Genomic DNA, 23832 nt, shown 5'->3' with positions numbered 1-23832 from the left:
GCTCCAGAGCCGAGGCCGCCATGACCGAACATTTCGAAACCGCAATCTCCGTCCTCATCCGCGCCGGAGTGACGTGAAAAACACCCGCAAAAACCGCCCCGGGGCTCGGCCGAGGCGGCGAACGGCGCGGTCGGACCCTGCCGGGGTCGCGCGGGAAACACGCGAAGCTTGCCGGTTCAATCGCCCGTCCCCATCCCTGGAACGGCACCGGCGCAGCGGAGTGCCCGCTGCCGATGTTGGGCCGGCAGAGCGCCGCTCCCATCTTGGGCCTGCAAGGCGTTTGAACCGCGCCGGGTTTGCCGAAAGGCCGATTGCGTTTGGTTGCGCGGCCGTGTCTTCACGCTTCCAGCGTCGCCGAGATGTTTGCCTTTGTTTCCGCTGGCGGGCCGTTGATCTTCTCTGCGAGAGCGGTGTCCTTGCTGTCGCCAAGGCTGCCGACCGAAGGGTCGATGATGCGCCATGTCTACGCCATTGGGTCACGCAGAATGGCGAAGGCTCGCCCAGCCCCTCGGTGTCGCGAATGGACGGGGATCGCGAGCCCCGCTCGTTGTGATTGACCACTCCCCAGGCTTTCGAGGGGTCCCGTTCATGGGCCGCCGGGCCACGGACATCCAGGACGAAACCGGTCTGCGCTGACGTGCCGGCGCGCCAGCCGAGGATCTTGCAAGGGACGCCGACCTGCCCGTTCTCCTCGAACACATGGCGGATCTCGGGTCGCAGGATGGCATCGCGGCGGGCATGGACGAGCGGGCCGGATCACCCGGCTTCGCCAGGTGATCGCGGTCGGAGTACGGGGGCAGCACCGCGCGGATCGGGCCGCCAGTGTCGCTCGGACCAGGGGCGCGTGGCTGGCTTGCCCGCGTGCGTATCCCGATGCGCCTCGATGCAATCCATCACCACCGCGACCGGCGGTCGCGCTTCGCCATGGCGACATGCGTCGAGGCTTTGCGAAGAATTTCATTTGCCTGACGTAGCTTTCGGCTCGCCCGCTCGGGCGCCGTCATCCTCTTGCCCAAGTCGCCAAGAACGTCCGCGAGCCCGCCGCTGTCGACCTCGGCCTTTGTGGACCCGGAGGTTTGGCGTCTTCGCCGAGCAGCCGATCATCGCGACAGTCGACGTGATCGCTTTCCAGTCAGAGCTGTGCGGGCCGATGCCACCTCAAACCCTCCGCACCGCGCTTTCGCAGACCTGAGGGGGGGCTTGTTCACTGTCTTTGCGCACGATGCCCAATGTTCCTCGGGGGTTGCAGCCCGCGGCAAGCTTGGAGCGGTTCACCGTGGGTCCTCGGCGCAGCGCGGGGAAAACCCCGGAGCCCCCGTCCAAAGCGACAGGGCTTCAGCCGCGCCGCCCTCCGCTCGAGGTCAGGAAATCATAGGCGACGAGGCCGATCGTCAGAACCGACACCGCAATGAGATCCGGGCTTGGCACCTTGACGATCAGGACCAGAACGAAGCCGGCAAGGGCAAGGAAGGCAATCAGCGCGAGAAGACGGTTCATCTCGTTCTCCATGGTCTGAGGTCATTGGTCGGCCCATGCGTGGAGCCAGCGGGCCGTGCGTAGGAGCCGCGCGTCATTGCCGCGCGCCCCCACCAGCTGGACCCCCATCGGCAGGCCGTTTTCCGCGGTCAGGATGGGGACGGTGACCGCAGGCGTTCCCATCAGCGTCCAAAGGCCGTTGAAGATGGGGTCCCCGGTCGAGCCAAGGCCCTCCGGAGCCGGTCCCGGCGCGGCGGGGCAGAGGATCGCATCGCAGCGCTCGAAGACCTCGGCGAGGCCCGCGTGCAGCACCTTGGCCCAATCCAGCGCAGCGAGGTAGTCGCGGGCACGGATATCGTCGCCTTCGGCCAAGGCCGCGCGGGTGCTTGGTCCCAGCAGCGCGGCCCCGTCGCGGCCATAGCGATGGAAGTTGCGCGCCATCTCGGCGAGGTTGATGCACCGGCGATGCGACGCGGCGCTGTCGAACTGCCGCGGCAGCTCGACCTCGAAGACCTGATCGCCGAGCGCCGCGCACAGCTCGTCAAAGGCGGCGCGGAGTTGCGGCTCGGCGATGTCCCAGCCCGGAGGCCGCAGGAAGGCAAGGACAGGGAGGAGAGGCGGGGCCGAGAGGGTGGTTTCCAGCAGCCGTGGTGGCGGGGCGAGGGTGGTGGCGCTGTCGGCCTCGTCGTGGCCGAAGAGCACCTCGGCCAGCAGCGCGGCACCTGCGGGATCGCCTGCAAAGACGCCGACCGTATCGAGCGACTGCGACTGCAGCAGCACCCCGCGGCGGGGGATGGCGCCGAAGGTCGGCTTGTAGCCGGTGACCCCGCAGAACGAGGCGGGGCGGATCACCGAGCCGCCGGTCTGCGTGCCGAGGGCCAGCGGCACCATGCCGTCGGCCACCGCTGCCGCAGAACCCGCAGACGAGCCGCCGGGCGTGTGGGCCGGGTTGTGCGGGTTGCGCGTTGCCGACGGGTCCATGAAGGCCAGCTCGGTGCTCACGGTCTTGCCCAGGATCACCGCCCCCGCCTGCCGCAGCCGCTCGACCACGAAGGCATCGCGCAGCGGCACCCGCCCGGCATCGACCGCGCAGCCGTTCTCGGTGGGGATCCGCGCCGTGTCGATCACGTCCTTCACGCCGACCGGAAGGCCGTGCAGCGGCCCGATGGGCTTGCCCGAGGCGCGGTGCGCGTCGAGCTGCCGTGCCTGCGCGCGGGCGAACTCGGGGTCGTGCCAGGCCCAGGCGCCGACCTCGTGCTCGCGCGCCTCGATGCGGGCGATGCAGGCCTCGGTCAGCTCGAGCGCCGAGAGCGCGCCCGAGGCGAGCCGGTCCCGCAATTCCACCGCCCCGAGCGACATCAGGAGCGGCCCTGCGCCCTGTCGCTGCCTTGCCCGATCAGCTGCCATAGAATTTCTCCGGAAGGTAGTAGACGATCTGCGGGAAGAGATACATCAGGATCATGGAAACGAAGACGCAAAGAAGGAACGGCATCACGCCCGCGAAGATCTGTGTCAGCCGTACCTCGGGCGGGGCGATGCCCTTGAGGTAGTAGGCCGACATCGCCATCGGCGGCGTCAGGAAGCTGGTCTGCAGGTTCAGCGCGACGAGGATGCCGAAGAACAGCGGGTCGATCTCGAAGAAGCGCAGCAGCGGCAGGAAGATCGGCACGAAGATGATGATGATCTCGGACCATTCCAGCGGCCAGCCGAGCAGGAAGATGATCAGCTGCGCCATGATCAGGAACTGGATCGGCGTGAGGTTCATCCCCTGCACGAATTCCGAGATCACCTGCTCGCCGCCAAGATAGGAAAACACCGCCGAGAAGGTGTAGGAGCCGACGAAGAGCCAGCAGACCATCGCCGTGGTGCGCGCGGTGAGATAGACGCTCTCGCGCAGGCGCCGCCAGGTCATGGCGCGGTAGATTACCGCCAGGAAAATCCCGCCGAGGGCGCCGATCGAGGCCGCCTCTGTGGGGGTCGCGAGGCCGAAGAGGATCGAGCCCAGCACCGCGAGGATCAGGAAGGCCAGCGGCAGGAAGGAGGTGACGATCATGAAGATCAGCCGGCTCATCGGGATGTCGGGCACCTCGTCGTCGGTCGGCCTTGGGGCCGAGGACGGCTGCAGGATCGAGCGGCCGACCACATAGACGAGGTAGAGCCCGACCAGCGTGAGACCGGGCAGCAGCGCCCCGGCATAGAGCCGGACGATCGAGACGTTCGCCGCCGCCGCGTAGACGATCAGCATGATCGACGGCGGGATCAGGATGCCGAGCGTGCCGCCGGCGCAGATGATGCCGCTGGCAAAGGACGGGTTGTAGCGCGCCTTGAGCATCGCTGGCAGCGCCAGCAGGCCCATCAGCGTGACCACAGCGCCGACGATGCCGGTGGCCGTGGCGAAAAGCGCGCAGGTGATCAGCGCCGCCACCCCCATCGAGCCGGGGATGTTCTTGGACGCGATGTTGAGCGTGGTGAACAGCCGGTCGACGATGTTGGCCCGTTCGACGATGTAGCCCATGAACAGGAACAATGGCACCGCCGTCAGCACCTCGTTCGACATCACCGTGAAGGTCTGGTTGACGAAGAGGTCGAATATCCGGTTGTTGAAGAAGCCCTCTATCCAAGTGCTCCACTGGTCCCAGGTTCCGGCGGCCTCGTCGAGCCGGTCGAAGGCGCGCCACATCCGACGCGCGTCGAAATAGGCGTAGTAGCCAAAGCCGATGCCCATGGCCATCAGCGTGAAGGCGATGGGAAAGCCGAGGAACACGAAGCAGATGAACAGCCCCAGCATCATCAGGGCGATTTGCGGGTCGGTCATATGTGGTTGTCCTTCTCGGCCGCGCTGGCCTGTTGCATCAGCAGGTCCTCGGTCTCCCTCACGTCTTCCTCCGCCTCGATCCACGCGTTGGTGCGGATGGCGATGATGCAGCGCATGACCTGGGCGATCCCCTGCACGAACAGCAGGACGCCGGCGACCACGATGACCGTCTTGAACTGGTAGATCGGGACGCCCGCCGGGCTGTTCACCGAGACCTCGCCGTACTGCCAGGACCGCGCCGCGTATTTCCAGCCGGCGAAGATCAGCGCGAGCACGCCGGGGAAGAAGAAGAGGATGTAGAGCAGCAGGTCGATCGCGCCCTGCGTGCGCGGCTGCCACAGCCGGTAGAGGAAGTCGCCCCGGACATGCCCCCCGCGAGACAGCGTGTAGGCCCCGCCCATCATGAAGAGCGCGCCGTACATGATGAACGACACGTCGAGCGCCCAGGCGGTCGGGCTGTTGAGCACGTAGCGCACGAACACCTCGTAGCCGGTGCCCACCGACATCAGAATGATCAGCCAGGCAAAGGCCTTGCCGAACCAGGCCGACAGGTTGTCGGCAAAACGGATGAAACCGATCATGCGGCCCTCCTTGCGGATCTTGGCGGCCCGGGCCGAGAGTGACCAGGGCCGCCTTGTTCTCTTCAGATGCCGTTCAGAGCTTCAGCCGGCCGGGGAAGTAGTGCTCGTAGGCGAGCGCGTAATCCGGTGCGTTCATCAGCTCGTAGAAGGTGACCTGCTCGACCCAGGCGCGCTGGCTGTCGAGGCACTTCTTCATGAAGGGGTCGGTCTCGAGATCGGTGATCAGCCCGTCCCAGGCCTTGATCTGCGCGTCGAGAATGTCCTTCGAGGTGCGGTGCACCTTCACCCCGGCCTCGTCCTGCAGCCACTTCAGATCGGCCGAGTAACGCCGCATCGCCTTGGCGGTGTTGGCGGTCGAGACGGCTTCGACCGAATGCACGAGGATGGCCCGCAGGTCCGGTTCGAGGTCTTCCATCGTCAGCTTGTTGAACAGGAATTCGAAGCTTTCAGAGGCCTGGTGGTAGGACGACAGATAGTAGTTCTTGGCCACGTCCTGCGCGCCAAAGTCCTTGTCCGACGACGGGTTGTTGAACTCGAAGGCGTCGATCACCCCGCGCTCCATCGCCGGGACGATCTCGCCGCCGGGCAACTGGGCGACGGACATGCCCATCGCCTGCATGAGGTCGGCGGCAAGCCCGACGGTGCGGTACTTGAAGCCCTTGAGGTCGGCGGCGGTGTTCACCTCTCCCTTGAACCAGCCGAAGGGCTGGGCAAACATCGGGAAGCCGAGGTAGCCCTCGACGTCGAGCCCCATGATGTCCTGCGTCAGCTCGCGGTAGAGCTCGGCGCCGCCGCCCTCGTAGAACCAGCTGAGCATGGTCGTCGCCGAGCCGCCGAACACCGGGCCGGTGCCGAAGAGCGACGCCGCCTTGTGCTTGCCGTACCAGTAGACCGGCACCGAATGCGCCGCGTCCAGCAGCCCGTCGTTGATCGCGTCGAGAACCTGAAATGCCCCGACGACCGCGCCCGCGGGCAGCAGGTCGATCTTCAGACGTCCGCCGGCCATCGCTTCAACGCGATTGACGTAGTCCTGCGCGAACTCCTGCCAGATGTTGGACGCCGACCACGAAGTCTGCATCTTCAGCACCAGCGGTGCCTGTGCCAGCACGGCGGGCGCGGCGAGCGTGCTGCCTGCCATCGCGCCCCCGGCGAGTGCTGTCCTTTTCAAGAACGACCGGCGGCCGATCTTCAGTGCTTCCGTCATCTTTCTTCCTCCCTTGATGATGTTTCCGGTCTTCTGCGTGGCGCGGTCTGCAGACCGTTGCCGCGCGGTCCGGGCGTCCTGTCGCGACGCCCGCCCCTTTCGGCGACCCGCCCCTCCCTCCGTGGCATCCTCCCTCCCAAGAGGATTGCCGGGGGCGCGGCACCGGTGTCCTGATCTGCTTCTTTCCTTCTCTCCTTCTCCTCCTGCGGTCGCGCGCCGGTCAGACCGGCCCGCTTGGAACAAGCACGAAATCGAATTCCGAGCGCCAGCGTGTCTCGCCCTCGTCCATCGGCTCGAAGCTGGCGATCAGCGAGGATTTTACTCCGAAGACCGCATCAGAGGACAAATATGCGTCCCCAGCGACGAAACTATGGGTCACGACGGTCTCGTAGCCTTCTGCCGAAACGATGAAATGCATGTGCGCAGGCCGGTAGGGGTGACGTCCGAGCCCAGCGAGCAGCTGGCCAACCGGCCCGTCATCCGGGATCGGATATGACACCGGCCGGATGCCACGGAACCGGTAGTGCCCATCCGCCCCCGTGGTGAACACCCCGCGGTTGTTGAAGGCAGGCTGGAGTCCGGGCTGCTGGACGTCGTAGAAGCCGTCCTCGTTGTCACACCAGACGTCGAGCGTCGCCCCCTCGACCGGTGTGCCGTCCAGGGTGAGCACCCGGCCCTCGAAGAGGCAGCGCTCGCCGCCGCCGTCCAGCGAAATGTCCGTGCCCATCTCGTAGCGTGGCGCACCGTCGACGTGGAAGGGCCCCAGCACCGTGTTCTCGGTCGCGCCGGGCGGGCGCCGGTTGTTGATCGCATCGACCAGCATCGAGGCTCCGAGCACGTCCGAAAGCAGGATGAACTCCTGCCGCGTGTCGTCGCAGATCTGCCCCGTCCGGGTCAGGAAACCGATCGCCGCTTCCCATTCAGCCTGCGTGAGGTGCACGTCCTTGATGAAGTCATGAAGGTGACGGACCAGCGCGCGCATGACTTCGGCGAGCCGGGCGTCCGCCTCCGCGCCGATCCGGGCATTGACCGTCTCGGCAGAGGTGTCCTCGGAAAAATGGCCGCTCAAGCCCTCGTGCTGCATCGGATATCTCCTGGATCGGTGGCCACCGGGCGCGTGCCGGCAAGGGCCCCGCGCAGCAGGTCGTTCAGCCCCGCGGGGGTCAGCGCGCGGGGATTGGGGTAGGGTTTCGCAAGGGCAATCTCGACGGCGCGCGGCACGTCGGTTTCGGCAAGCCCGAGATCCGCCAGCGCCAGCGGCGCCCCGATGTCTGCGGCGAAATCCCATAGTCCGCCACCAAGGTCGCCACCGAAGAGCTGCGCTGCCTCGGCGAGCTGCCCCGTCGCCGCCGCCGCGTTGAATCCCGCGCTGTGCGGCAGGAGGATCGCGTGGGTCTCGGCGTGGGGCAGGCCGAACGAGCCGCCGAGCACGTGGCAGAGCTTGTGGTGCAGTGACATGGCGACCGAGCCCAGCACCGTCCCGCAGAGCCAGGAGCCGTAGAGCGCTCGGCTGCGCGCCGCGAGATCATGCGGTGCCGTGGTGATGACCGGCAGCGCCACCTTCAGTGCGCGCAGACCTTCCAGCGCCATGAGCGAGGTGACCGGGTTGGCATCCGGTGCATAAAGGCCCTCGATCGCATGGGCCATGGCGTTGAGCCCGCTGGCAACGCTCATGGCCACCGGCAGGCCGAGCGTCAGCTCCGGGTCGTAGATCACCGTCTCCGGCCGGATCCTCGGGTCGCGCAGGGTGGTCTTCACCCCGTCTTCGGTCTGGCCCAGGATGTCGGTGACCTCCGATCCGGCGTAGGTCGTGGCGATCACCAGTTGCGGCGCGTCGTTGCGCCAGGCAATCGCCTTGCCGAGCCCGATGGTCGACCCGCCACCCAGCGCCAACACGCAATCCGCGCCGCTCTGGTCATAGGCGGCCATCGCGGCCTCTGTCACCTGGGTTGGCGTGTGCATGGCGGCCGCGGTGAAGCACCCCGCGGCGCGGGGACCCAACCGCCGCGCCAGCGCGGCAAGGTCCGCGGCCTGGGCGGGGGTCGACAGCAGCAGGGCGCGGGATCGGCCGAGCGCCTCGACTTCCGCGCCTGCCTCACCGATCGCCCCGGCGCCGAAGACCACCCGCCCCGGCGTGCCTTGGTATCGAAACGCCCTCATCGCTGCCCCTCCTTGCGCAGCTGGCCCCGTGGCCTGCGCCGGCGGAGCTCCGACCCGAGCAGGAAGATGATGATCAACAAGGTCAGCGCGAGGATCGCGCCGCTGATCGGGCGTTCGACGAAGGTCATCAGGTCGCCGCGCGAGAGCATGAGCGAGCGCCGGAAGTTCTGTTCCAGCAGCGGCCCGAGCACGAGGCCGAGCAGCAGCGGCGCGGTGGGAAAGCCGTGACGGCGCATCACGTAGCCGCCCAGGCCGAAGACCGTGGCGACCGCGACGTCGAAGACCGAGCTTCGGATCGAGAAGACGCCGACGCAGATGAACACCAAAATCGCGGGATAGAGCGCCGCGTAGGGAATGCGCAGGATGCGCACCCAGAGGCCGATCAGCGGCAGGTTGAGGAACAGCAGGACGACATTGCCGATCAGGAAGCTGACGATCAGCCCCCAGAACAGGTCCGGGTGGTCGCGGATCAGCTGTGGCCCGGGCACGATGCCGTGGATGATCAGCGCGCCGAGCATGATCGCGACGATGGCATCGCCGGGAATGCCGAGGCTCAACGTCGGCACAAAGGCGGTCTGGGCGGCGGAATTGTTGGCCGACTCCGGGGCGACGATGCCCTCGAGCGCGCCCTTTCCGAAACGATCGGGGGTCTTCGAGGTGCGCTTCTCGACGGCATAGGCCACGAAGGTTGCCAGCGCCGCCCCGGTGCCGGGCAGGATGCCGAGGATCGCGCCGATGGAACTGCCGCGCAGCGCCGGGAAGATCGCGCCCCGCGCCTCGCGCGCGGTGGGCAGCATGTCCCGCATCCGGATCCGCGCGACCTGAGCGTCTCGCGCGCCGATCCGCCCGACGTTGGCCAGCACCTCGGCGATCCCGAAGAGCCCGGTGGTCACCACCACGAGGTTCACCCCGTCGGCCAGCGACAGCAGTCCGAAGGTCATGCGGTCGACCCCGGAGTTGGGGTCGGTGCCAACCATGGCCAGCAGCAGCCCGAAGAGCGCCATGGCCAGCGATTTGCCCTTGGAGGCATTGCCCACCATCGCCGCGGCGAGCAGCCCGAGGACGATGAGCGAGGCGTATTCCGGCGAGCCGAAGCTCAGCGCGACGCTTGCCAGGAGCGGCGTGAAGGAGGCGACGACGATCAGCCCGAAGATGCCCCCGAAAAAGGACGACAGCGTCGCGGTGAAGAGCGCGACCCCGGCCCGGCCCGACTTGGCGAGCGGGTTGCCATCGAGACAGGTGACCGCCGCACCCGCGGTACCGGGCAGGTTGAGCAGGATCGCGGCGGTCGAGCCGCCATACATCGAGCCGTAGTAGATCCCCGCCAGCATGACGATGGCGTCCGTCTGCGGCACGTAGAAGGTCAGCGGCAGCAGCATCCCGACCGTGGCCAGCGGACCCAGCCCCGGCAACACGCCAATGAACATGCCCACCGTCACGCCCAGCACACAGTAGCCAAGGGTCGAGAGGTTCAGCATGACCGACAGGCCGAGCGCGATATTGTCCACGAAGGTCACGGCCTCACCACGTCACCAGGGTCATCGGGAGCTTCAGCAGGACGACGAAGACCAGCGCGCAGAACCCCGCGACCAGAGCCGCAAGCACCGCGACCTGCCAGAGTCGCAGGCTGCCGTCCGCCATGGCCGCAAGCAGGATGCAGGCGAGAATCCCCGGCACCGCGCCCGCCACCGGCGTGAGCAGGGCGAAGGCCAGAAGCCCCGCCGTGACGAAGAGCAGCACGCGGTAGGGGACGGGCTCGGCGCTCAGGTCGTCGCCCTCTTCTCGGCGCATCACGACGCTTTCGATCGCGATAAGACCCCCGGCCAGCAAGATCAGGACACTGACGATCATCGGGAAGGCTCCCGGACCGATGTTGCGCATCTCTCCCAGGCTGTACCTCGACGCCAGCACGACGCCGGTCAGGCCGAGCGCCATGACGGCGACAGCCACCGAAGCGTCGCGCCAGTCGATGGCTGCGAGCTTGTTTGGCAAGGTTCCTCCCCTTCTCCCGAGGTCAATGCTCGGTGTACTTCGGCGCTGTGTCAATTGCTTTGTTGTTCATATATGTGAACTGTTCATATTCTTGTTTACAGCTCGTCGCCGGCGCGCCTATCACAAATGCAAAAGCGTTCACTGGGAGGAGAACCAACGATGACACGCTTGATGACCGCAGCCGCCCTGGGGCTGGTGTTTGCGACAGCCGGAGCCGCCACGGCCCAGGACTGGCCGAAGCGGGCCGTGGACATGGTCGTGGCCTATGGCGCGGGGGGCGGAACCGACACGATTGCCCGCCAGCTTGCGGAGCCCATGTCGGCGAGCCTCGGCCAGCCGGTCGTGGTCAAGAACCTGGCCGGGGCAGGGGGGACGATCGGCGCGGCCGCCGTCGCCGGGGCGGAACCCGATGGCTACACGCTCTACATGATGGCCGCCGGGCACAGCGTGGCCGCCGCGATGTACAAGGAACTGCCCTACGATCCAGCCGAGGATTTCGTCGGCGTTTCGGGCATTGCCACCATGCCGCTGGTGCTGATCACCCGGCCTGAGTCGGAGATCGACAGCGTCGCCAAGCTCGTCGAGATGGCAAAGGCCGATCCGGGCGGGTTGACGATCGCCTCGGTGGGCGTCGGCTCGACGCAGCATCTCACCGCGGCGCTGATCGCCTCGGAACTGGGCATCGAGCTGCTGGAAATCCCCTATGCCAAGACCCCCGAGGGGTTGGCCGCGGTGATGTCCGGCGAGGTTGACATGATGGTCGAGGTCGCCTCGACCGTGATCGGCCAGATCGGCTCGGGGGATCTGCGGGGCATCGGCGTCACCTCGCCCGAGCCCCATCCCGCGATCCCCGAGGTCGGGAGTTTCACAGAGGCGGGCTATGATCTCGATGTATCAACCTGGTATGGCGTCGCCGCACCCGCCGGGACCGACGCGGCGATCCTGAGCGCCGCAAGCGCCGCCGTGGCTGAGGCGACCCGCTCGGATGCCTTCGCCAAGTCGCTGGAGGAGGGCGGCTTCATCCTGGCCCCATCGTCGCCTGAAGCTTTCACCCAGACCTTCCGCGACGCCGTGGGCGTCTGGAAGGCGGTCCGCGAAGAGGCGGGCATCGCGCAGAACTGACGCCCGCAAACCACAAGCGCGCCGGCCCGCCCACCGGCCGGCGCCACAAGGAAAGGTACGAAACTCCATGCAATTGCTCGTGATCTGCGGAAGTCTGAGAACGGGGTCCTTCAACCGCGCGGTCTGCAACACGCTGCCCGAGCTGGCGCCTGAAGGCTGCGAGATCCTCCAGGCGCCGGACTTCGGTGCGATCCCCATCTACAACGCCGACGCGCAGGGCGCGGACGGGTTCCCGCAGGAGGTCGTCGAGCTTGCGGAGATGATCGCGCGGGCCGACGGCGTGGTGATCGTCAGCCCGGAGTACAACTTCTCGGTTCCGGGCGGGCTCAAGAACACGATCGACTGGATCTCGCGGCTGCCGGATCAGCCTTTCAAGGGGAAGCAGGTCGCTCTGCAATCGGCGGCGGGCGGGATGCTCGGCGGCGCGCGCATGCAGTATCACCTGCGCCAGATCATGGTGTTCCTCGAGGCGAAGGTCTTCACCAAGCCCGAGGTCTTCGTCGCCTTCGCGAAGTCCAAGGTCGACGAGAGCGGCACACGGATCGCCGATGAGACAACGCGCGAGATGATCCGCGCCCAGCTTGCTGCATTCGCGGCGGAAATCGGCGGCTGAGGCATGGAGGTCACGTGGAACACACCCCCGACAAGCGCGTGCCGCGCATGAGTTCCGGCACCGGCGACGCCGAGGTCGCGCCGTCGTTCCGGCGGTCGCCCGCCCCCCCCGGCGATGTCAAATCCGCGTTGCGGGTGATCCAGGTGCTCGACCTGCTCGGGCAATGGGGCAGCGCGCGCACGCATGTACAGATCGCCGAAGAGCTGAACATTCCCAAGAGCAGCCTGACCCAGGTGCTGAAGACGCTGCTGCGCCATGATTACCTGTCCTTCGACGCGGAGGGCCGGGGGTATCTTCTGGGTCCGGCGATCACCGACCTTGCGGGCCGGTCGCGGGCCAAGCGGGATCTCGCGGAAGCCGCGGTGCCGGTGCTCGAATGGATCACCGAGCAGACCGGGGAAAGCTCGGCGTTGAACCTGCGCGAGGGGGACAACCATCGGGTGGCAGCCACGGTGCTCAGCCCGCACCGGATCGTCGCGCACCTCAGGCTCGGCGACCGGGCGCCCTTGCATGCCACCTCGGGCGGGCAGGTCATCCTGGCCCATCTGTCAGAGCCCATGCGCGAGGAATACCTCGCGCGTGCGCGCTACCAGCGGTTTGCCCGCAACTCGCTGCTGAGTGCCGAGGCCGTACGCGAGAAGCTGCGGGCGATTGCTGCCGCGGGCTATGCCACGGTCGAAGAGGAATATACGCCGGGCATCGGCGGCATCGCGCGGGTCATCCTGTCGCCACAGGGCCGGCCGCTGGCCTCGCTCAGCGTCACGGTGCCGGCCGAACGGATGACCGACGAGTTGCGCGCCAAGGCGCTTGACGTGATCGACCGGGCGGCGACCTCGCTCAAGCACCGGGCCGGGCTGACCTGACATGCCACAGGCGAAACCGTTTCACCCCCCATTTCCCGTGTCCGATTGCAGGAGGATCCGATGAACACAGCCCTATCCAAGGCGACGCGCCAGCGCGAGGACATGCAGGATCTGCGGGACCTGGTCGAGAACTGGGTGATTTGGCGCGATGCGGGCTTTTGGGAAAAGTTCCGCACCGTCTGGCACGACGACGGGCGGATGATGGCGACCTGGACGCAGGGCACGGCGGACGAGTTCATCGCGATGAACCGGGCGGGCTGGGACAAGGGGGTGAGCATCCTGCACTTCCTTGGCGGCTCGAACATCGAGATCGCCGGGAACCGGGCGATCACCCAGACCAAGATGACCATCTCGCAGCGTGCCGAGGTGCATGGCGTGCAGGTTGACGTGGTCTGCACCGGGCGCTTCCATGATTTCTGGGAAAGACGCGAAGGGCGTTGGGGGCTCTGCCTGCGCCAGCCGATCTACGAGAAGGACCGGATGGACCCGGTCGATCCCGCCGCGCGGCTCGAGCTCGATCCCGAGGTGCTGGCCCGCTATCCGACGGGCTATTGCCACCTTGCCTACCTGCAGTCCTCGATCGGCTATCCGGTCAAGACCGACATGCCCGGACTGAGGGGAGAGAAAGTGGCGGCGCTTTATGCCTGCGGCGAAAGCTGGCTCGCCGGTCGGCCGATCGAGTGGGAAGGACATGTCTGGGGACGCTGAGAGGAGCGGCGTCCCCGCCGCACTTTGTTGAAGCCATGGCGCCCGTTGCAGGGTGCCGAAGGGAGGAGAAGATGAAAGCCTACGTGATTGCCGGCCTCGCTGCCGGATTTATCGGCCATGGCCAGATGGTGCTTGCCCAGGCCGATCCCCCTGCGCCCGCCGCTCCGGCGACGGTCGCGCCTGCCGAGGGGCCGCTGCAGGGCCGCCCGGAAACGCCCGGCGCACAGGCGCTGGCGATCCAGACGCCGATGCCCCTGCCGACTGCCGAGGGCGACCTGCCGCTCGACCTGATCAAGGTCCCCGAGGGCTTCAAGGTCGAGGTCTTCGCCAGCGGGGTGAACAATGCCCGCGCGCTGCGCGTCACCGAGGCGGGGACAGTGATCGTCTCGAACTGGGAGGGCAACGCGGTCTGGGCGATCCCCAGCGGCGGCGCGCCGAAGATGATCTACGAGAACCTCGACTGGCCGAACGGCATCGCGCTGCACGGCGGCGATCTCTACATCGCCGAGCACCAGCGGATCGTGAAGGCGGCGGACATCGATGCGAACCTCGACAGCCCGCCGGAGCTGCAAGAGATCTACACCGATCTGGGCGAGCCCCGGCCGCACGGCTGGCGCTACCTTGCCGTCGGGCCGGACGAGAACCTCTACGTCACCAATTCCGCGCCCTGCAACATCTGCGCGATCGACGCGGGATTTGGCGAGATCCGCAAGGTCAGCCTCGACGGCAGAAGTGCCGAGACGATCCTGCGGGGGATGCGCAACTCGGTGGGCTTCGACTTCCACCCCGAGACCGGCGAGCTATATTTCACCGACAACCAGCGGGACTGGCTCAGTGAAGACCTGCCCGAGGACGAGCTCAACCGGCTGACGAAACCGGGCGAGCAGCATTTCGGCTTCCCGTTCTGCCACAACGGCACCTTCACCGATCCGGAATTCGGCTGGGGCTATTCCTGCGCGGATTTCGAGGCGCCGATCGCCCTGCTCGGGCCGCACAGCGCGCCGCTCGGGATGCGCTTCTACACCGGGGACATGTTCCCCGCCGACTACGCCGGGCAGATCTTCATCGCCCGTCACGGGCCGTGGAACCGGACCGAGAAGATCGGCGGCGATGTGGTCGTGGCCTATCTCGACGACGCCGGCAACGTGACCCGGATCGAGCCCTTCCTGACCGGGCTCATCCAGGACAATGAATACGTGGGTCGCCCGGTCGATGTCGAGGTCATGGCGGACGGCTCGCTGCTGGTCTCGGACGACTGGAACGGGGCGGTCTACCGGGTCAGCTATGGCGAGTAGGGCCGGCGCGGCCGTGCTCGGGGCGCTTCTGCTTGGGCCGATGCAACACGCATCGGCCCAGGAGGGTTTCCTGGCCGTGCAGGAGCAATGTGTCGCCTGTCACGGCTCAGGGGATTCCACCACGGCCGAGGTGCCCTCTCTCGGGGGCATCGACTCCTATTACGCGCTCCTGCAACTGGTCGCCTTTCGCTCGGGCAACCGCGCCGGTGATGCCATGCAGGCGCTGACGTCCGAGATGACCGACAACGACCTGCGAGCCGCCGCGGCATGGATCGCCGGCCTGCCGCCACCGCAGGTGCCGGCACCGGGCACGGGGGCGGGATCGGACGCGGGCGCGCTGGCACAGGACCACCGCTGCAACACCTGCCACGGCGCGGACTTTCGCGGGGGCAAACAGATCCCTCCGCTGAGGAACCAGCGCGCGGATTACCTGCGCAAGGCTCTGCTCGATTTCAGGGCCGAGCGGCGTCTGGGCAGTCGCGCCGCCATGGTCGAGATCGCTCAGGCGCTGACGGAGGAAGAGGTCGATCTTCTCGCAGATTACCTGGCAACGCTGCCCTAGCGCGGTGTCTCCCGGCGGCGCGCACCCGGCGGAAACCGGAAAGAGACGGCACGGTCGCCATGGGACATGTGGTCTTCGTGTCAGTTGCGACATTGCGATTGGGGCAAGTTGAGAGGAGCTGACGGTGCCTGGCTGGCCGCCGGTCAACGCCCAGATCCTCCGTGGGCGCAGCAGCGGCGCTTCGGCCCGGCTCTCCTGCATCCACGCAGCCGCGCTCCAATTGTCTGCGGTTGCGCAAAGCGGGAAGAGCCCTCCGCGAGGACGGGCATGGGTTGCGGAACGGCGCAAGGTCCTTGAGCCTTGGGACTGCGACGTCTCTCATGAAGCCGGCACCGTGGCGTCGGCGCAGCCCCGCCAAGGCCGCGCGCGGGCCACGTCGGTTGAAACCGAGCATCTCGCGTGTCGTGTCGGCCAAATCCTAGACACTCGCCTTCGGGTCCGCCCCTTCGACAATCCCGAGCAGATCAGCGGCGTTCAGGTCGGTCACTGCACCCCCCTCGGCGTCGGGGACGGCGCAGCAGGGCCGGGCATATCGCGCGACCCGCGCCTGCGCAAAGCGGGCGTTGGGATTTCGGCGTAGAAGACGCCGAGGTGGCTCTCGTCCTCGACCACGAGGGCGTTGGTCGGCGCACAGCCGGTGGTCTCGACGATGATCATCCGCGCCGCGGGCTGGTGACGAAGGCGTTGAAATTCCGGGCCGCCGGTTGCGTCTCAGCGTCATCGGTCAGCATGACGATATCCGAGCCACCGCGGGGAGGTAGACCTCGGTGTCCGGCGCCGTGACCGGCGACGCGGGTCATCAGCGACGTGCCGCCCTCGGAGGCGAAGCGGCCATGGAGCGCGGGGCTGATGGAGATTCCCAGTGTAGATGCGGAGGTGCCTAGCTGTGAAGTCTCGGAAGGTTGTTCACCCGCTGCCCAGTGGGCGTAGCCCGCGGCCTCTCGGTCTCGTGGTCATTCGGCGGGCGGGCCGGGCGGTCATCCTTTCAGTCCAATATTCGCCAGACCCTGCGTGACGGGGCGCTGCGCGAGCAGGAACCCCAGCACCAAAGGCGCGATGGCTTGCACGGCCCCGGCCATCAGCGGCCCGACATCGTCGCCGTTATCCGCGTCGAGGAAGAACAGGATGCCGCGCGACGGAGTGGCGATCTGCGGATCGCTGGCAGCGATCATCGGTCAGAAGTGGTCGTCTCGATGCGCAGTCACCGAGAGGATCGCGGCAACGTGGAGCGGGGCCGGGAACGCGGCGAAGAGCGACCCGTGCCCGCTGAACCGCAGGTGCGCCAGCGGGTAGGCGCAGGGCGCCGAGACCGGCAGTTGCAGCACGAGGATGCCGCCGGTGACAACCACGCCGTTGATCAGATAGCACGGGATCTCGGTCCGGATCAGCGCCAGCCGGTGGTTGGCCAGCCTCGGCGCCTTCGGCAGCGGGGCAATCGAGAGGGTGAAGACCTCTGGCTGCGGCTTGAACGAGACCGCGACCGTTCACGCAACGGGCAGCAGCGCCAGCGCCGCGCCGAGCGCCAGGGGACCAAGAAGGATCATGCGTTTCATCGGCAGTGTTCCTTGCGCTCGACGGCACAGACCTGCAGTGCGGTGAGCGGCAGAGCGAGGAAAAACACCGCGTGGAAGACGCCGGCATGGCCCGCCTTGAAGTGGACGAAGCCTTCCCGGTAGGGCGCTTAGACGATGGTGTCCGAGGCAAAGGCCGGGCCGCCCTTGGTCAGCGTCGCGACCGCCTCGAACTGGCGAAAGGCGTTGGCCGCGAAGGTCACCACCACGAAGAGCGTGGTCGGTCCCGGCATCGGCTTGGAGACCAGGCAGAAGCGCCACCAGCAGCCCATCCCGACCGAGACCGGGATGACGATCGCCACATAGGTCAGCGTGTTGAGGATGCGTTGCTCCTCGGCCGCGAGCCAAAGAGCTGGGCGAAATTGTCGAGACCCACAAGTCCTTGTCCCCTGCGCCGATCCGCCAGTCGGTGAAGGCGAGCACGAAGACCACGCCCACCGGCGCGAAGATGATCAGCAGCGCAGCCCCCGAGGTGGTGCGCACTTGCAGCAGGGTCTCCTCGAAGGCGGCGCTGTTGAGCGTGCCACGGCGCGTCCCCTTCGGGTCGATCCGAAGTCCCTCGGGCCGGATGCTGATCGTGTCCCGCGCGCCGCGCGGGTGCAGCGCCGGTGCCTCGACGCCGGGAGCGAGGATGTGCATCCAATGCGCCCCGACGAAGCTGGCGACCTCACGGCTGGCGGGGCGATGGCAGATATCGGCAGGCGGCGCGCATTGCGCGCTGCGCCCGCCGATCATCACCGGCGATCGACAGCACGTCGGCCCGGTCGTGGGTCAGCAGCAGGAAGGGTTGGCCGGTGCGCCAGTTCACCTCGCGGATTGCCCCGCAGGTGCTGTGGCGCAGCGCGGTGTCGAGGTTCTTCAGCGGCGCGTCGAGCAGGAAGGCCGCGGGATCGCGCACCAGCGCCGGTGCCAGCGCAACGTGCTGCTGCTGCCCGCCACAGAGCTGATCTGGCTTGCAGTCGAGCAGTGCGCCGAGCCGCAGCATGAGCGCAATTTCAAGCGTGCGGGCCTCGATCTCGGACGCCGCGGCGCGGGTCTGGGTGCTGAAAAGCGCCGCACCGGGCAGTCGTGCGGGAACCGTCCGCAGCAGGGAGGCAATATTCTGGCGCACGGTCAGATGCGGGGAGTGCGCGCTTTCCGATCCACGTAAGAGACCGCTCATTTCATGCGCCCCCGAGCACCGGCAAGCTGGATAGCTTCAGGGCGCGCGCGGTCTCGACCGCCTCGTCGGGGCTTCGGGTCTGGTGCGCGCCCTCCAGCGGTGCGGCCCCGGAAACCCGGTGCTGAGCGAAATTGCCACAAAGGGGTTGGCCTTGGCCAGATCGAATCCGGCAAGAAGACCGATGGGCAGGCCGCCAGCGGCGAGGACACCCTTGCAGGTTGCTGCCACGACACCGGAACGGCCGGCGCAGATCACCAGCGTCTGCATCTGGCGCCGGCGTATCGCCAGCGCACCGGGCCCAGGCATCCGGACCAAGCGTGCGCCCGACTGCACGGATCGTGCCATCGGCGGCTCGGGAGAGGATTCCGGGCGTCGCGGCAGTCTCTGACCAATGCAGACTTTCTTCCGAGGGTGATCGATAAATGACTCGGCTCGAGGACAGCTCTCTCTCCTGCGCAGAACTTGTCGGCGCTCCAGAATCGCGTCTTCGCGTCCGGTTTCGTGACCATGGAGTCTCTGGGAAGGCGCTGACCGAGGAGTTCGGCGTGTCGGTGAAGGCCGCCGCCGCGGTCCGCCTGGCGCCGCGGCCCGGATTCCGGATTTTCATCACCGGCATCCGCACGGCGGTGCTGTTCGATGCCGACGCGCATGAGGTCGATCTGATCGGTGACCGACTGTTGGGCCGGGACGGACCGGCCTCGGGCGAAGAGGTGATCCTCCGGCGCCCGGACCTGCAGGACGATTTTGGGCTGATCGCCCGTTCAGCCGTCGACGAGCTTGGCAGTGTGATGGATTTCAACACGTCGAAGATCGCGGCGAAGCAGGCCGAGATCGCCTCGGCTTCTGCTGCCTATCCGCTGCCGGCCCGCAGCACGTTCCGGCGCACCGCCGTCGCGACGATTGCCCCATCTGGCCGGTTCCAGGCGGTGTTCACCGGGGCACCGGCCGCCAAGCGCGCCACAGGAGGCGGGAAGGGGAACTGCGCTCCCTCAAGGGCCATTTCTGCCGTCTTCCGGCGCGCCCGGATCGCCGGGCAGCGCAATGTCGCGACCTTGGTCCATCGCGGTACGGAGGAGCGCCAGCGTGGCCCGATGAATGCGCCGCAGCCGGTCCCCTTGGGTTTCGGTGCCGCGCAGCGGGCCGGGAATCTCGAGCCCAAGCGGCAGGTTGGCGGGCAGAACGCGCAGAAGCGAGACCAGGTCGATTTCGCCGTCGCCCGGCAGAAGGCGCTCGCGGCGGGCCGTGTCCAGCAGCGCCTCGGTGCTGTAGGAGGGGCAAACCGGCGCATCACACAGATGTGCGAAGGGCAGGCGCGCCGCGGGGATCTGCGCCAGTTGCGCCAGGGATGAACCGGAGCGGTCGAAATGCAGGCTGTCTACAAGGATGCCGGGCAGCGGACCTGCCTCCTGCACCACCCGCCAGCAGGTCGCGAGGTCGGGAACCGCGGTCCAGGGAAAAAACTCCAGCACGGCGCGAAGACCGCGTGCGTGGCAGGCTTCGGCCAGGTCGGCCAGGCGCGCCGCAAGGCGCGATAGGTCGCTGTCGTAAGGGGCGGCAATCACGTGGCGCGCCTGCAGTTCCGCCCCGGTGTCCAGCACGGGCAGCACGTCTTCGACGCGGAATTCCGGTGTCAGCCGCAGGAACTCGACGTCGGCGACCTCGAGCCCCGTGGCAGCGAGGGCATGCCGCGTCGCGCGCCTCTCGTGTGTGCTTGCAAGCGGGTAGCCGGGGCTGTCCTCCGTCACCCGCAGAAGGCGAAGGCCGACGCCATCGAAGCCGGCGCTTGCGGCTGCCTCGATCAGGGCAGGCGGGGCGAGGTCGATGGCGGTGAGATGGGCGACGGTCAGCTTGCGGTTCATGGCCGCCCCTCCGCAGCGTCGCGCCCGGCTATGAAGCCAAAGGTCATCGCCGGCCCGAGGTTGATGCCGCCCGCCGGGTAGGCCCCGCCGAAGACGCTCGCCATGTCGGTGCCCGCAGCCCAGAGGCCGGGGATCGGCGCCCCATTGGCGTTCAGCACCTGCGCGCGGCCATTGGTGGCAAGCCCGGCGAAGGTGCCGAAGCTGCCCGGCACCACCTCGACGGCAAAAAATGGCGCGCGGGCGATGGGTGCAACGCAGGGGTTCGGCTGCTGCTCAGGGTCGCCCTGGAGGCGCATGTAGGGGCTGGTGCCGCGGTGGAAAAGCGGGTCCTCGCCGCTGGCGGCGTGGCGGTTCCATTCGGCGACCGTGGCCTCCAGGCCCGCCGGGTCGATGCCGCAGGCCCGCGCCAGATCGGGCAGGGAAGCGCCGGTTTTCAGATAGCCGCGCCGCACCCAGTGTCGCCACGGAGCGGGCTGCGGACGGACCACGCCCAGACCGAAACGGCGCAGGAAGCGATGGTCGCAGACCAGCCAGGACCGCGCGGGCGCGTCTTCGGGCAGCGCGGCAAGCAGCGCTTCGACGTAGTCGTGGTAGCCCAGTCCCTCGTTGCAGAAGCGCCTGCCGCTCGCCAGGACGCCGATCACGCCGGGCTTGCCGCGCTCGATGATGTGGGGAAACTGACCGATGCGCCCGTCCGGCCAGCGCACCACCGAAACGGGACAGAGCGCGGCTGGCCCTGCCAGATCGGTGCGCAACTGGCCGCCGACGGCCCGCGCCATGGCAATCCCGTCGCCGGTTGCCTCGGCCACCGCCAGCGTCCGGTGTTCGGCGTCGCGGGCGAAGGTCCGAGCGCGCAGCGCCGGGTCATGGCCATAGCCGCCGGTGGCCAGCACGACTCCGCGACGGCACAGCAGGCGCGATCCGTCCGCCAGTCGAACGCCGCCGATCTTCTCCTCCTGCCGCAGCAGTTCCGCGACGACGGCGCCAGGGCGAAGTTCGACGCCGAGGTCGAGCGCCGAGCGGATGAGCCGGGCGACCAGCGCATTGCCGTTGCGCAGGTCCATGCCGCGCCCGTATAGCACCAGGTCGCGGGCGTGGCGCAGCACGCGGCGGGTGGCGTGCAGGAAGGCCGGACGTGAGCGTGTCATGGTCATGAAGGCACGCAGGTCTGGCCCGGCCTGGATCGTCATGCCGAAAAAGGTCGTCTCGCGCGGGGGCTTGCGCAGCAATAAGATTGTCTGTCCAAGCCGCCGCCCGTCGAAGGGCTTGGCGATGACCGATCGCCCGCCGGTGCCTGCGCCGGGCAGGTGGCCGTAGGTGTCGGGGATGGCGCTGCCGGGCTCGAACTCGAGCGCGGTGCGGGAGTCAAAGAAGGCCACCATCTCGGGCGCGGCAGCAAGGAAGGCATCCACCCTTTCGGGATCGAAGTGGGTGCCGAGCACGGCCTGCAGGTAGGTCCGGGGGGCGTCGGCGAGTTCATCAATGCCCGCGCGGCGGACGACGGGATTGCACGGCGCCCAGATCCACCCGCCCGACCAGGCGGTGGTCCCGCCAAGCACATCTGCCTTTTCCAGCACGGTCACCGACAACCCATGCGCCGCCGCGGTCACCGCCGCCGCAAGCCCTCCGGCACCGGAGCCGATCACCAAGAGATCGACTGTCCGGGTCATCGCGTCTGGCGTCGTCGCGTCTTGGGTCATCCCGTCCTCCTCCACCCGGATGACCCTGCTTACCCTTGTGGAGGGTATTAACGTCAATGACCATATATGCGATGAAGATAACATCAGGTTATTCAGGAGGCGTCGATGCGCGAAATCACCCTGCGGCAGGTCGAGGTCATCCGGGCGGTGATGCTCCGTGGCACGATCAGCGGCGCCGCGGAACTGCTCGGTGTCTCGGCGCCGGGCATCTCTCGGCTGGTTAAGCACACCGAAGAGGCGCTGGGGCTGCGGCTCTTCGAGCGCAAGGCCGGGCTCTTCGTGCCTTCGGTCGAGGCGGGAAAGATCTTCGACCAGGTCCGCGAGGTCTACAAGGGTGTCGAGAACCTGCAGAGCGCGATCAACTCGCTGCAAAAGGGCGAGGAGGTGCAGCTGTCCTTCGCCTCTGCGCCGTCCGTCGCGCAGTTCATCGCGGCGCGCGCGATCCAGACCATTCGCTCCCGGTACCCGGATCTCTATATTGACCTGAACATTCTCAAGATCGAGGAAACCACCGACTACCTGCTGCTCGAACGCGGGGAATTCGTGATCATGAGCTCCGCCGTCGACAACCCCGGTGTCCAGAGCGAGAAGATCGCGCATGGGAGGGTCGTGGCGATCTTGCCCGAGGGCCATGCGCTGGCCGAGCGCGACGTGATCTCGGTGCACGATCTTGCCAAGGAGCCGCTGATCGGCATCGACCCCGGCGATCCCTACGGCCGCATCGTCTCGCGTCCGTTCCGCGAGGCGGGGATCGAACTGCGCCATTCCATGCGCGGCCGTTTCGCGCAGACCATCGTCAGCCTTGTCCGCCACGGGCTCGGCGTCGCGCTGATCGACGAATTCTCTGTGGCAGAGGTGTACTTGCCGGGTGTCGTTCGCAAGCCGATCATCGAGGAGACGGCGATCGATATCTACGCGGTCACGAAGAAGGACCGGGTGCTCTCGAATTTCGCCGAGTACAGCATTCGACAGTTCCGCAAGGAGCTGAACGACGCGGGGCGAAAATGGGAAGAGAGCAACAGGTAAATTAACATAAGGTTACTCAACGTCCAAAATTGATATTTGACGTTACGCCCAGGGGAGGCCCAAAAAGGTGTCAACGGACGTGGGGAGGTTCACGTTCGGGACCTTTTGACGGGAGGAAACCATGAAGCGTTTTGTCTTTGGCGCCGCGTCGGCGCTTGTCCTTGCCGCGACCGCAGTCGCCGCGCAGGACTACCCCAGCAAGGAAATCCAGGGCATCATCCAATGGGGTGCCGGTGGCTCCACCGATACCGTGATGCGCTCGGTCACGCCGCACGCAGAGGACGTGCTTGGCGGCACGGTCGTCATGCAGAACGTCACCGGCGGCGTCGGTGCCATCGCGCTGAACCAGGTGGCGGGGCAGGCGGCCGACGGCTACACTCTGCTGATGGGCGCGGAAAACCCATTGCTCTACAAGGTGATGGGCCTCGGAGACAAGGACTACTCGGACTTCACGCCGATCAACATCCTGGCCCGCGGCACTCCGATCCTGGTGGCCAATCCCGATGCGCCCTTCGACGACTATCCAGGCATGCTCGCCTACATCAGGGAGAACCCCGGCGAACTGCGTCTCGGCGCGACCGGACCGGGCGGGCTGCCTTCCGTGGTGACGGCCATGATCAACACGGTCGAAGGCGAGATGGAGGTGATCTCGGTGCCCTACGACGGGGACGGCCCGGCGCTGACCGCGCTGCAGGGCGGTGCGATCGACGTCATGCCCGCGGTCCTGGGGGCTGCGATCGAAGGCATCCGCGCCGGCAACATGAAGCCGCTCGCCGTCTTCGATGTCGCGGCCAGCGACAGGCTGCCCGAGGTGCCCCCGGTGACCGATTTCAACGAGGGCTACAAAACCTACCTGCCCTGGGGTCCGTTCTTCGGTGTCTTCGTCAAGAAGGGCACGCCGGATGATGTCGTCGCCAAGCTGGTCGACGCCTATGCGGCAGGCGCCGAGACCGCCGAGTTCAAGGACCTGATGGAAAACCGCGGTTTCTCCATGCTCTCGATCTCTGGAGCCGAGGCCACGGAGTTTCTCGCCAAGTGGCAACAGGGCACCACCTGGCTGCTTCAGGACGCGGGTCTGACAAAGACCTCGCCGGAAGAGTTCGGCATCGCCCGTCCCTGAAAC

At 67.3% G+C, this 23832-nt stretch carries 23 protein-coding genes; 8 read left to right on the top strand and 15 right to left on the bottom strand.

What is annotated here, in order from left to right; translation table 11 throughout:
• Positions 1-1335 precede the first annotated feature (1335 nt).
• From IQ782_RS25140 to IQ782_RS25100, 9 genes are all read right to left on the bottom strand, one after another.
• Positions 1336-1497 (bottom strand): hypothetical protein, encoded by a 162-nt coding sequence (locus IQ782_RS25140; RefSeq protein ID WP_194137422.1) that lies wholly within the window; start codon positions 1495-1497, stop codon positions 1336-1338.
• Positions 1498-1518: 21 nt separating this feature from the next.
• Positions 1519-2883, bottom strand: a complete 1365-nt coding sequence (locus tag IQ782_RS25135) for an amidase (protein ID WP_194137421.1) — start codon at positions 2881-2883, stop codon at positions 1519-1521.
• Positions 2873-4291, bottom strand: a complete 1419-nt coding sequence (locus tag IQ782_RS25130; protein ID WP_194137420.1) for a TRAP transporter large permease — start codon at positions 4289-4291, stop codon at positions 2873-2875. The genes IQ782_RS25135 and IQ782_RS25130 overlap by 11 nt, the downstream gene beginning before the upstream one ends.
• Positions 4288-4872, bottom strand: a complete 585-nt coding sequence (locus tag IQ782_RS25125) for a TRAP transporter small permease subunit (RefSeq protein WP_194137419.1) — start codon at positions 4870-4872, stop codon at positions 4288-4290. The genes IQ782_RS25130 and IQ782_RS25125 overlap by 4 nt, the downstream gene beginning before the upstream one ends.
• Before the next feature lie 73 nt (positions 4873-4945).
• Positions 4946-6076 (bottom strand): TRAP transporter substrate-binding protein, encoded by a 1131-nt coding sequence (locus tag IQ782_RS25120; RefSeq protein WP_194137418.1) that lies wholly within the window; start codon positions 6074-6076, stop codon positions 4946-4948.
• Positions 6077-6296: 220 nt separating this feature from the next.
• Positions 6297-7160, bottom strand: coding sequence for an intradiol ring-cleavage dioxygenase (locus tag IQ782_RS25115; protein ID WP_240989561.1), 864 nt, complete (start codon positions 7158-7160; stop codon positions 6297-6299).
• Complete coding sequence (locus tag IQ782_RS25110; RefSeq protein WP_194137417.1) at positions 7142-8236, bottom strand: maleylacetate reductase; 1095 nt, start codon at positions 8234-8236, stop codon at positions 7142-7144. Before IQ782_RS25110 ends, IQ782_RS25115 begins: the two co-directional genes overlap by 19 nt.
• A complete protein-coding gene (locus IQ782_RS25105; RefSeq protein ID WP_194137416.1) occupies positions 8233-9753 on the bottom strand; it encodes a tripartite tricarboxylate transporter permease in 1521 nt (506 codons plus the stop codon). The genes IQ782_RS25110 and IQ782_RS25105 overlap by 4 nt, the downstream gene beginning before the upstream one ends.
• A 4-nt stretch (positions 9754-9757) precedes the next feature.
• Positions 9758-10228: a tripartite tricarboxylate transporter TctB family protein gene (locus tag IQ782_RS25100; protein ID WP_194137415.1), complete on the bottom strand. Its 471-nt coding sequence runs from the start codon at positions 10226-10228 to the stop codon at positions 9758-9760.
• 159 nt (positions 10229-10387) lie between these two features.
• Between IQ782_RS25100 and IQ782_RS25095 the strand changes: the two genes are divergently transcribed.
• From IQ782_RS25095 to IQ782_RS25070, 6 genes are all read left to right on the top strand, one after another.
• Positions 10388-11350 (top strand): Bug family tripartite tricarboxylate transporter substrate binding protein, encoded by a 963-nt coding sequence (locus IQ782_RS25095; protein WP_194137414.1) that lies wholly within the window; start codon positions 10388-10390, stop codon positions 11348-11350.
• Between the two features lie 67 nt (positions 11351-11417).
• Positions 11418-11963 carry an NADPH-dependent FMN reductase gene (locus IQ782_RS25090; protein ID WP_194137413.1) on the top strand — a complete coding sequence of 182 codons (546 nt, stop codon included), beginning with the start codon at positions 11418-11420 and terminating at the stop codon, positions 11961-11963.
• Between the two features lie 14 nt (positions 11964-11977).
• Positions 11978-12826 carry an IclR family transcriptional regulator domain-containing protein gene (locus IQ782_RS25085; protein WP_194137412.1) on the top strand — a complete coding sequence of 283 codons (849 nt, stop codon included), beginning with the start codon at positions 11978-11980 and terminating at the stop codon, positions 12824-12826.
• Between the two features lie 60 nt (positions 12827-12886).
• Positions 12887-13534: a nuclear transport factor 2 family protein gene (locus tag IQ782_RS25080; protein ID WP_194137411.1), complete on the top strand. Its 648-nt coding sequence runs from the start codon at positions 12887-12889 to the stop codon at positions 13532-13534.
• Between the two features lie 71 nt (positions 13535-13605).
• Positions 13606-14829 carry a PQQ-dependent sugar dehydrogenase gene (locus tag IQ782_RS25075; RefSeq protein WP_194137410.1) on the top strand — a complete coding sequence of 408 codons (1224 nt, stop codon included), beginning with the start codon at positions 13606-13608 and terminating at the stop codon, positions 14827-14829.
• Complete coding sequence (locus IQ782_RS25070) at positions 14819-15391, top strand: c-type cytochrome (protein ID WP_194137409.1); 573 nt, start codon at positions 14819-14821, stop codon at positions 15389-15391. The genes IQ782_RS25075 and IQ782_RS25070 overlap by 11 nt, the downstream gene beginning before the upstream one ends.
• Before the next feature lie 977 nt (positions 15392-16368).
• Here the strand turns inward: IQ782_RS25070 and IQ782_RS25065 are convergent.
• The 6 genes from IQ782_RS25065 to IQ782_RS25040 form a co-directional block, all read right to left on the bottom strand.
• Positions 16369-16563 carry an ABC transporter permease family protein gene (locus IQ782_RS25065; RefSeq protein ID WP_194137408.1) on the bottom strand — a complete coding sequence of 65 codons (195 nt, stop codon included), beginning with the start codon at positions 16561-16563 and terminating at the stop codon, positions 16369-16371.
• Between the two features lie 3 nt (positions 16564-16566).
• A complete protein-coding gene (locus IQ782_RS25060; RefSeq protein ID WP_194137407.1) occupies positions 16567-16740 on the bottom strand; it encodes a hypothetical protein in 174 nt (57 codons plus the stop codon).
• A 332-nt stretch (positions 16741-17072) separates the two neighbouring features.
• Positions 17073-17264: a sugar ABC transporter permease gene (locus tag IQ782_RS25055; RefSeq protein ID WP_194137406.1), complete on the bottom strand. Its 192-nt coding sequence runs from the start codon at positions 17262-17264 to the stop codon at positions 17073-17075.
• Positions 17265-17629: 365 nt separating this feature from the next.
• Positions 17630-18124, bottom strand: coding sequence for an ATP-binding cassette domain-containing protein (locus tag IQ782_RS25050; protein WP_194137405.1), 495 nt, complete (start codon positions 18122-18124; stop codon positions 17630-17632).
• A gap of 989 nt (positions 18125-19113) precedes the next feature.
• Positions 19114-19983: a sugar phosphate isomerase/epimerase family protein gene (locus IQ782_RS25045; protein WP_194137404.1), complete on the bottom strand. Its 870-nt coding sequence runs from the start codon at positions 19981-19983 to the stop codon at positions 19114-19116.
• On the bottom strand, positions 19980-21683 hold the full coding sequence (locus tag IQ782_RS25040; RefSeq protein WP_194137403.1) for an FAD-dependent oxidoreductase: 1704 nt from the start codon (positions 21681-21683) through the stop codon (positions 19980-19982). The genes IQ782_RS25045 and IQ782_RS25040 overlap by 4 nt, the downstream gene beginning before the upstream one ends.
• A 105-nt stretch (positions 21684-21788) precedes the next feature.
• On the opposite strand from IQ782_RS25040, the gene IQ782_RS25035 reads away from it, so the two are divergent.
• Together IQ782_RS25035 and IQ782_RS25030 are read left to right on the top strand one after the other, a co-directional pair.
• Complete coding sequence (locus tag IQ782_RS25035) at positions 21789-22709, top strand: LysR family transcriptional regulator (protein ID WP_194137402.1); 921 nt, start codon at positions 21789-21791, stop codon at positions 22707-22709.
• A 121-nt stretch (positions 22710-22830) separates the two neighbouring features.
• On the top strand, positions 22831-23829 hold the full coding sequence (locus IQ782_RS25030) for a tripartite tricarboxylate transporter substrate binding protein (RefSeq protein ID WP_194137401.1): 999 nt from the start codon (positions 22831-22833) through the stop codon (positions 23827-23829).
• Positions 23830-23832: the final 3 nt, after the last annotated feature.

The sequence above is a fragment of the Salipiger mangrovisoli genome (assembly GCF_015223355.1).
Classification (GTDB): Bacteria; Pseudomonadota; Alphaproteobacteria; order Rhodobacterales; family Rhodobacteraceae; genus Salipiger; species Salipiger mangrovisoli.
Note: the sequence above shows the minus strand (reverse complement) of the source record. Positions and strands in the feature narration are given on the sequence as shown.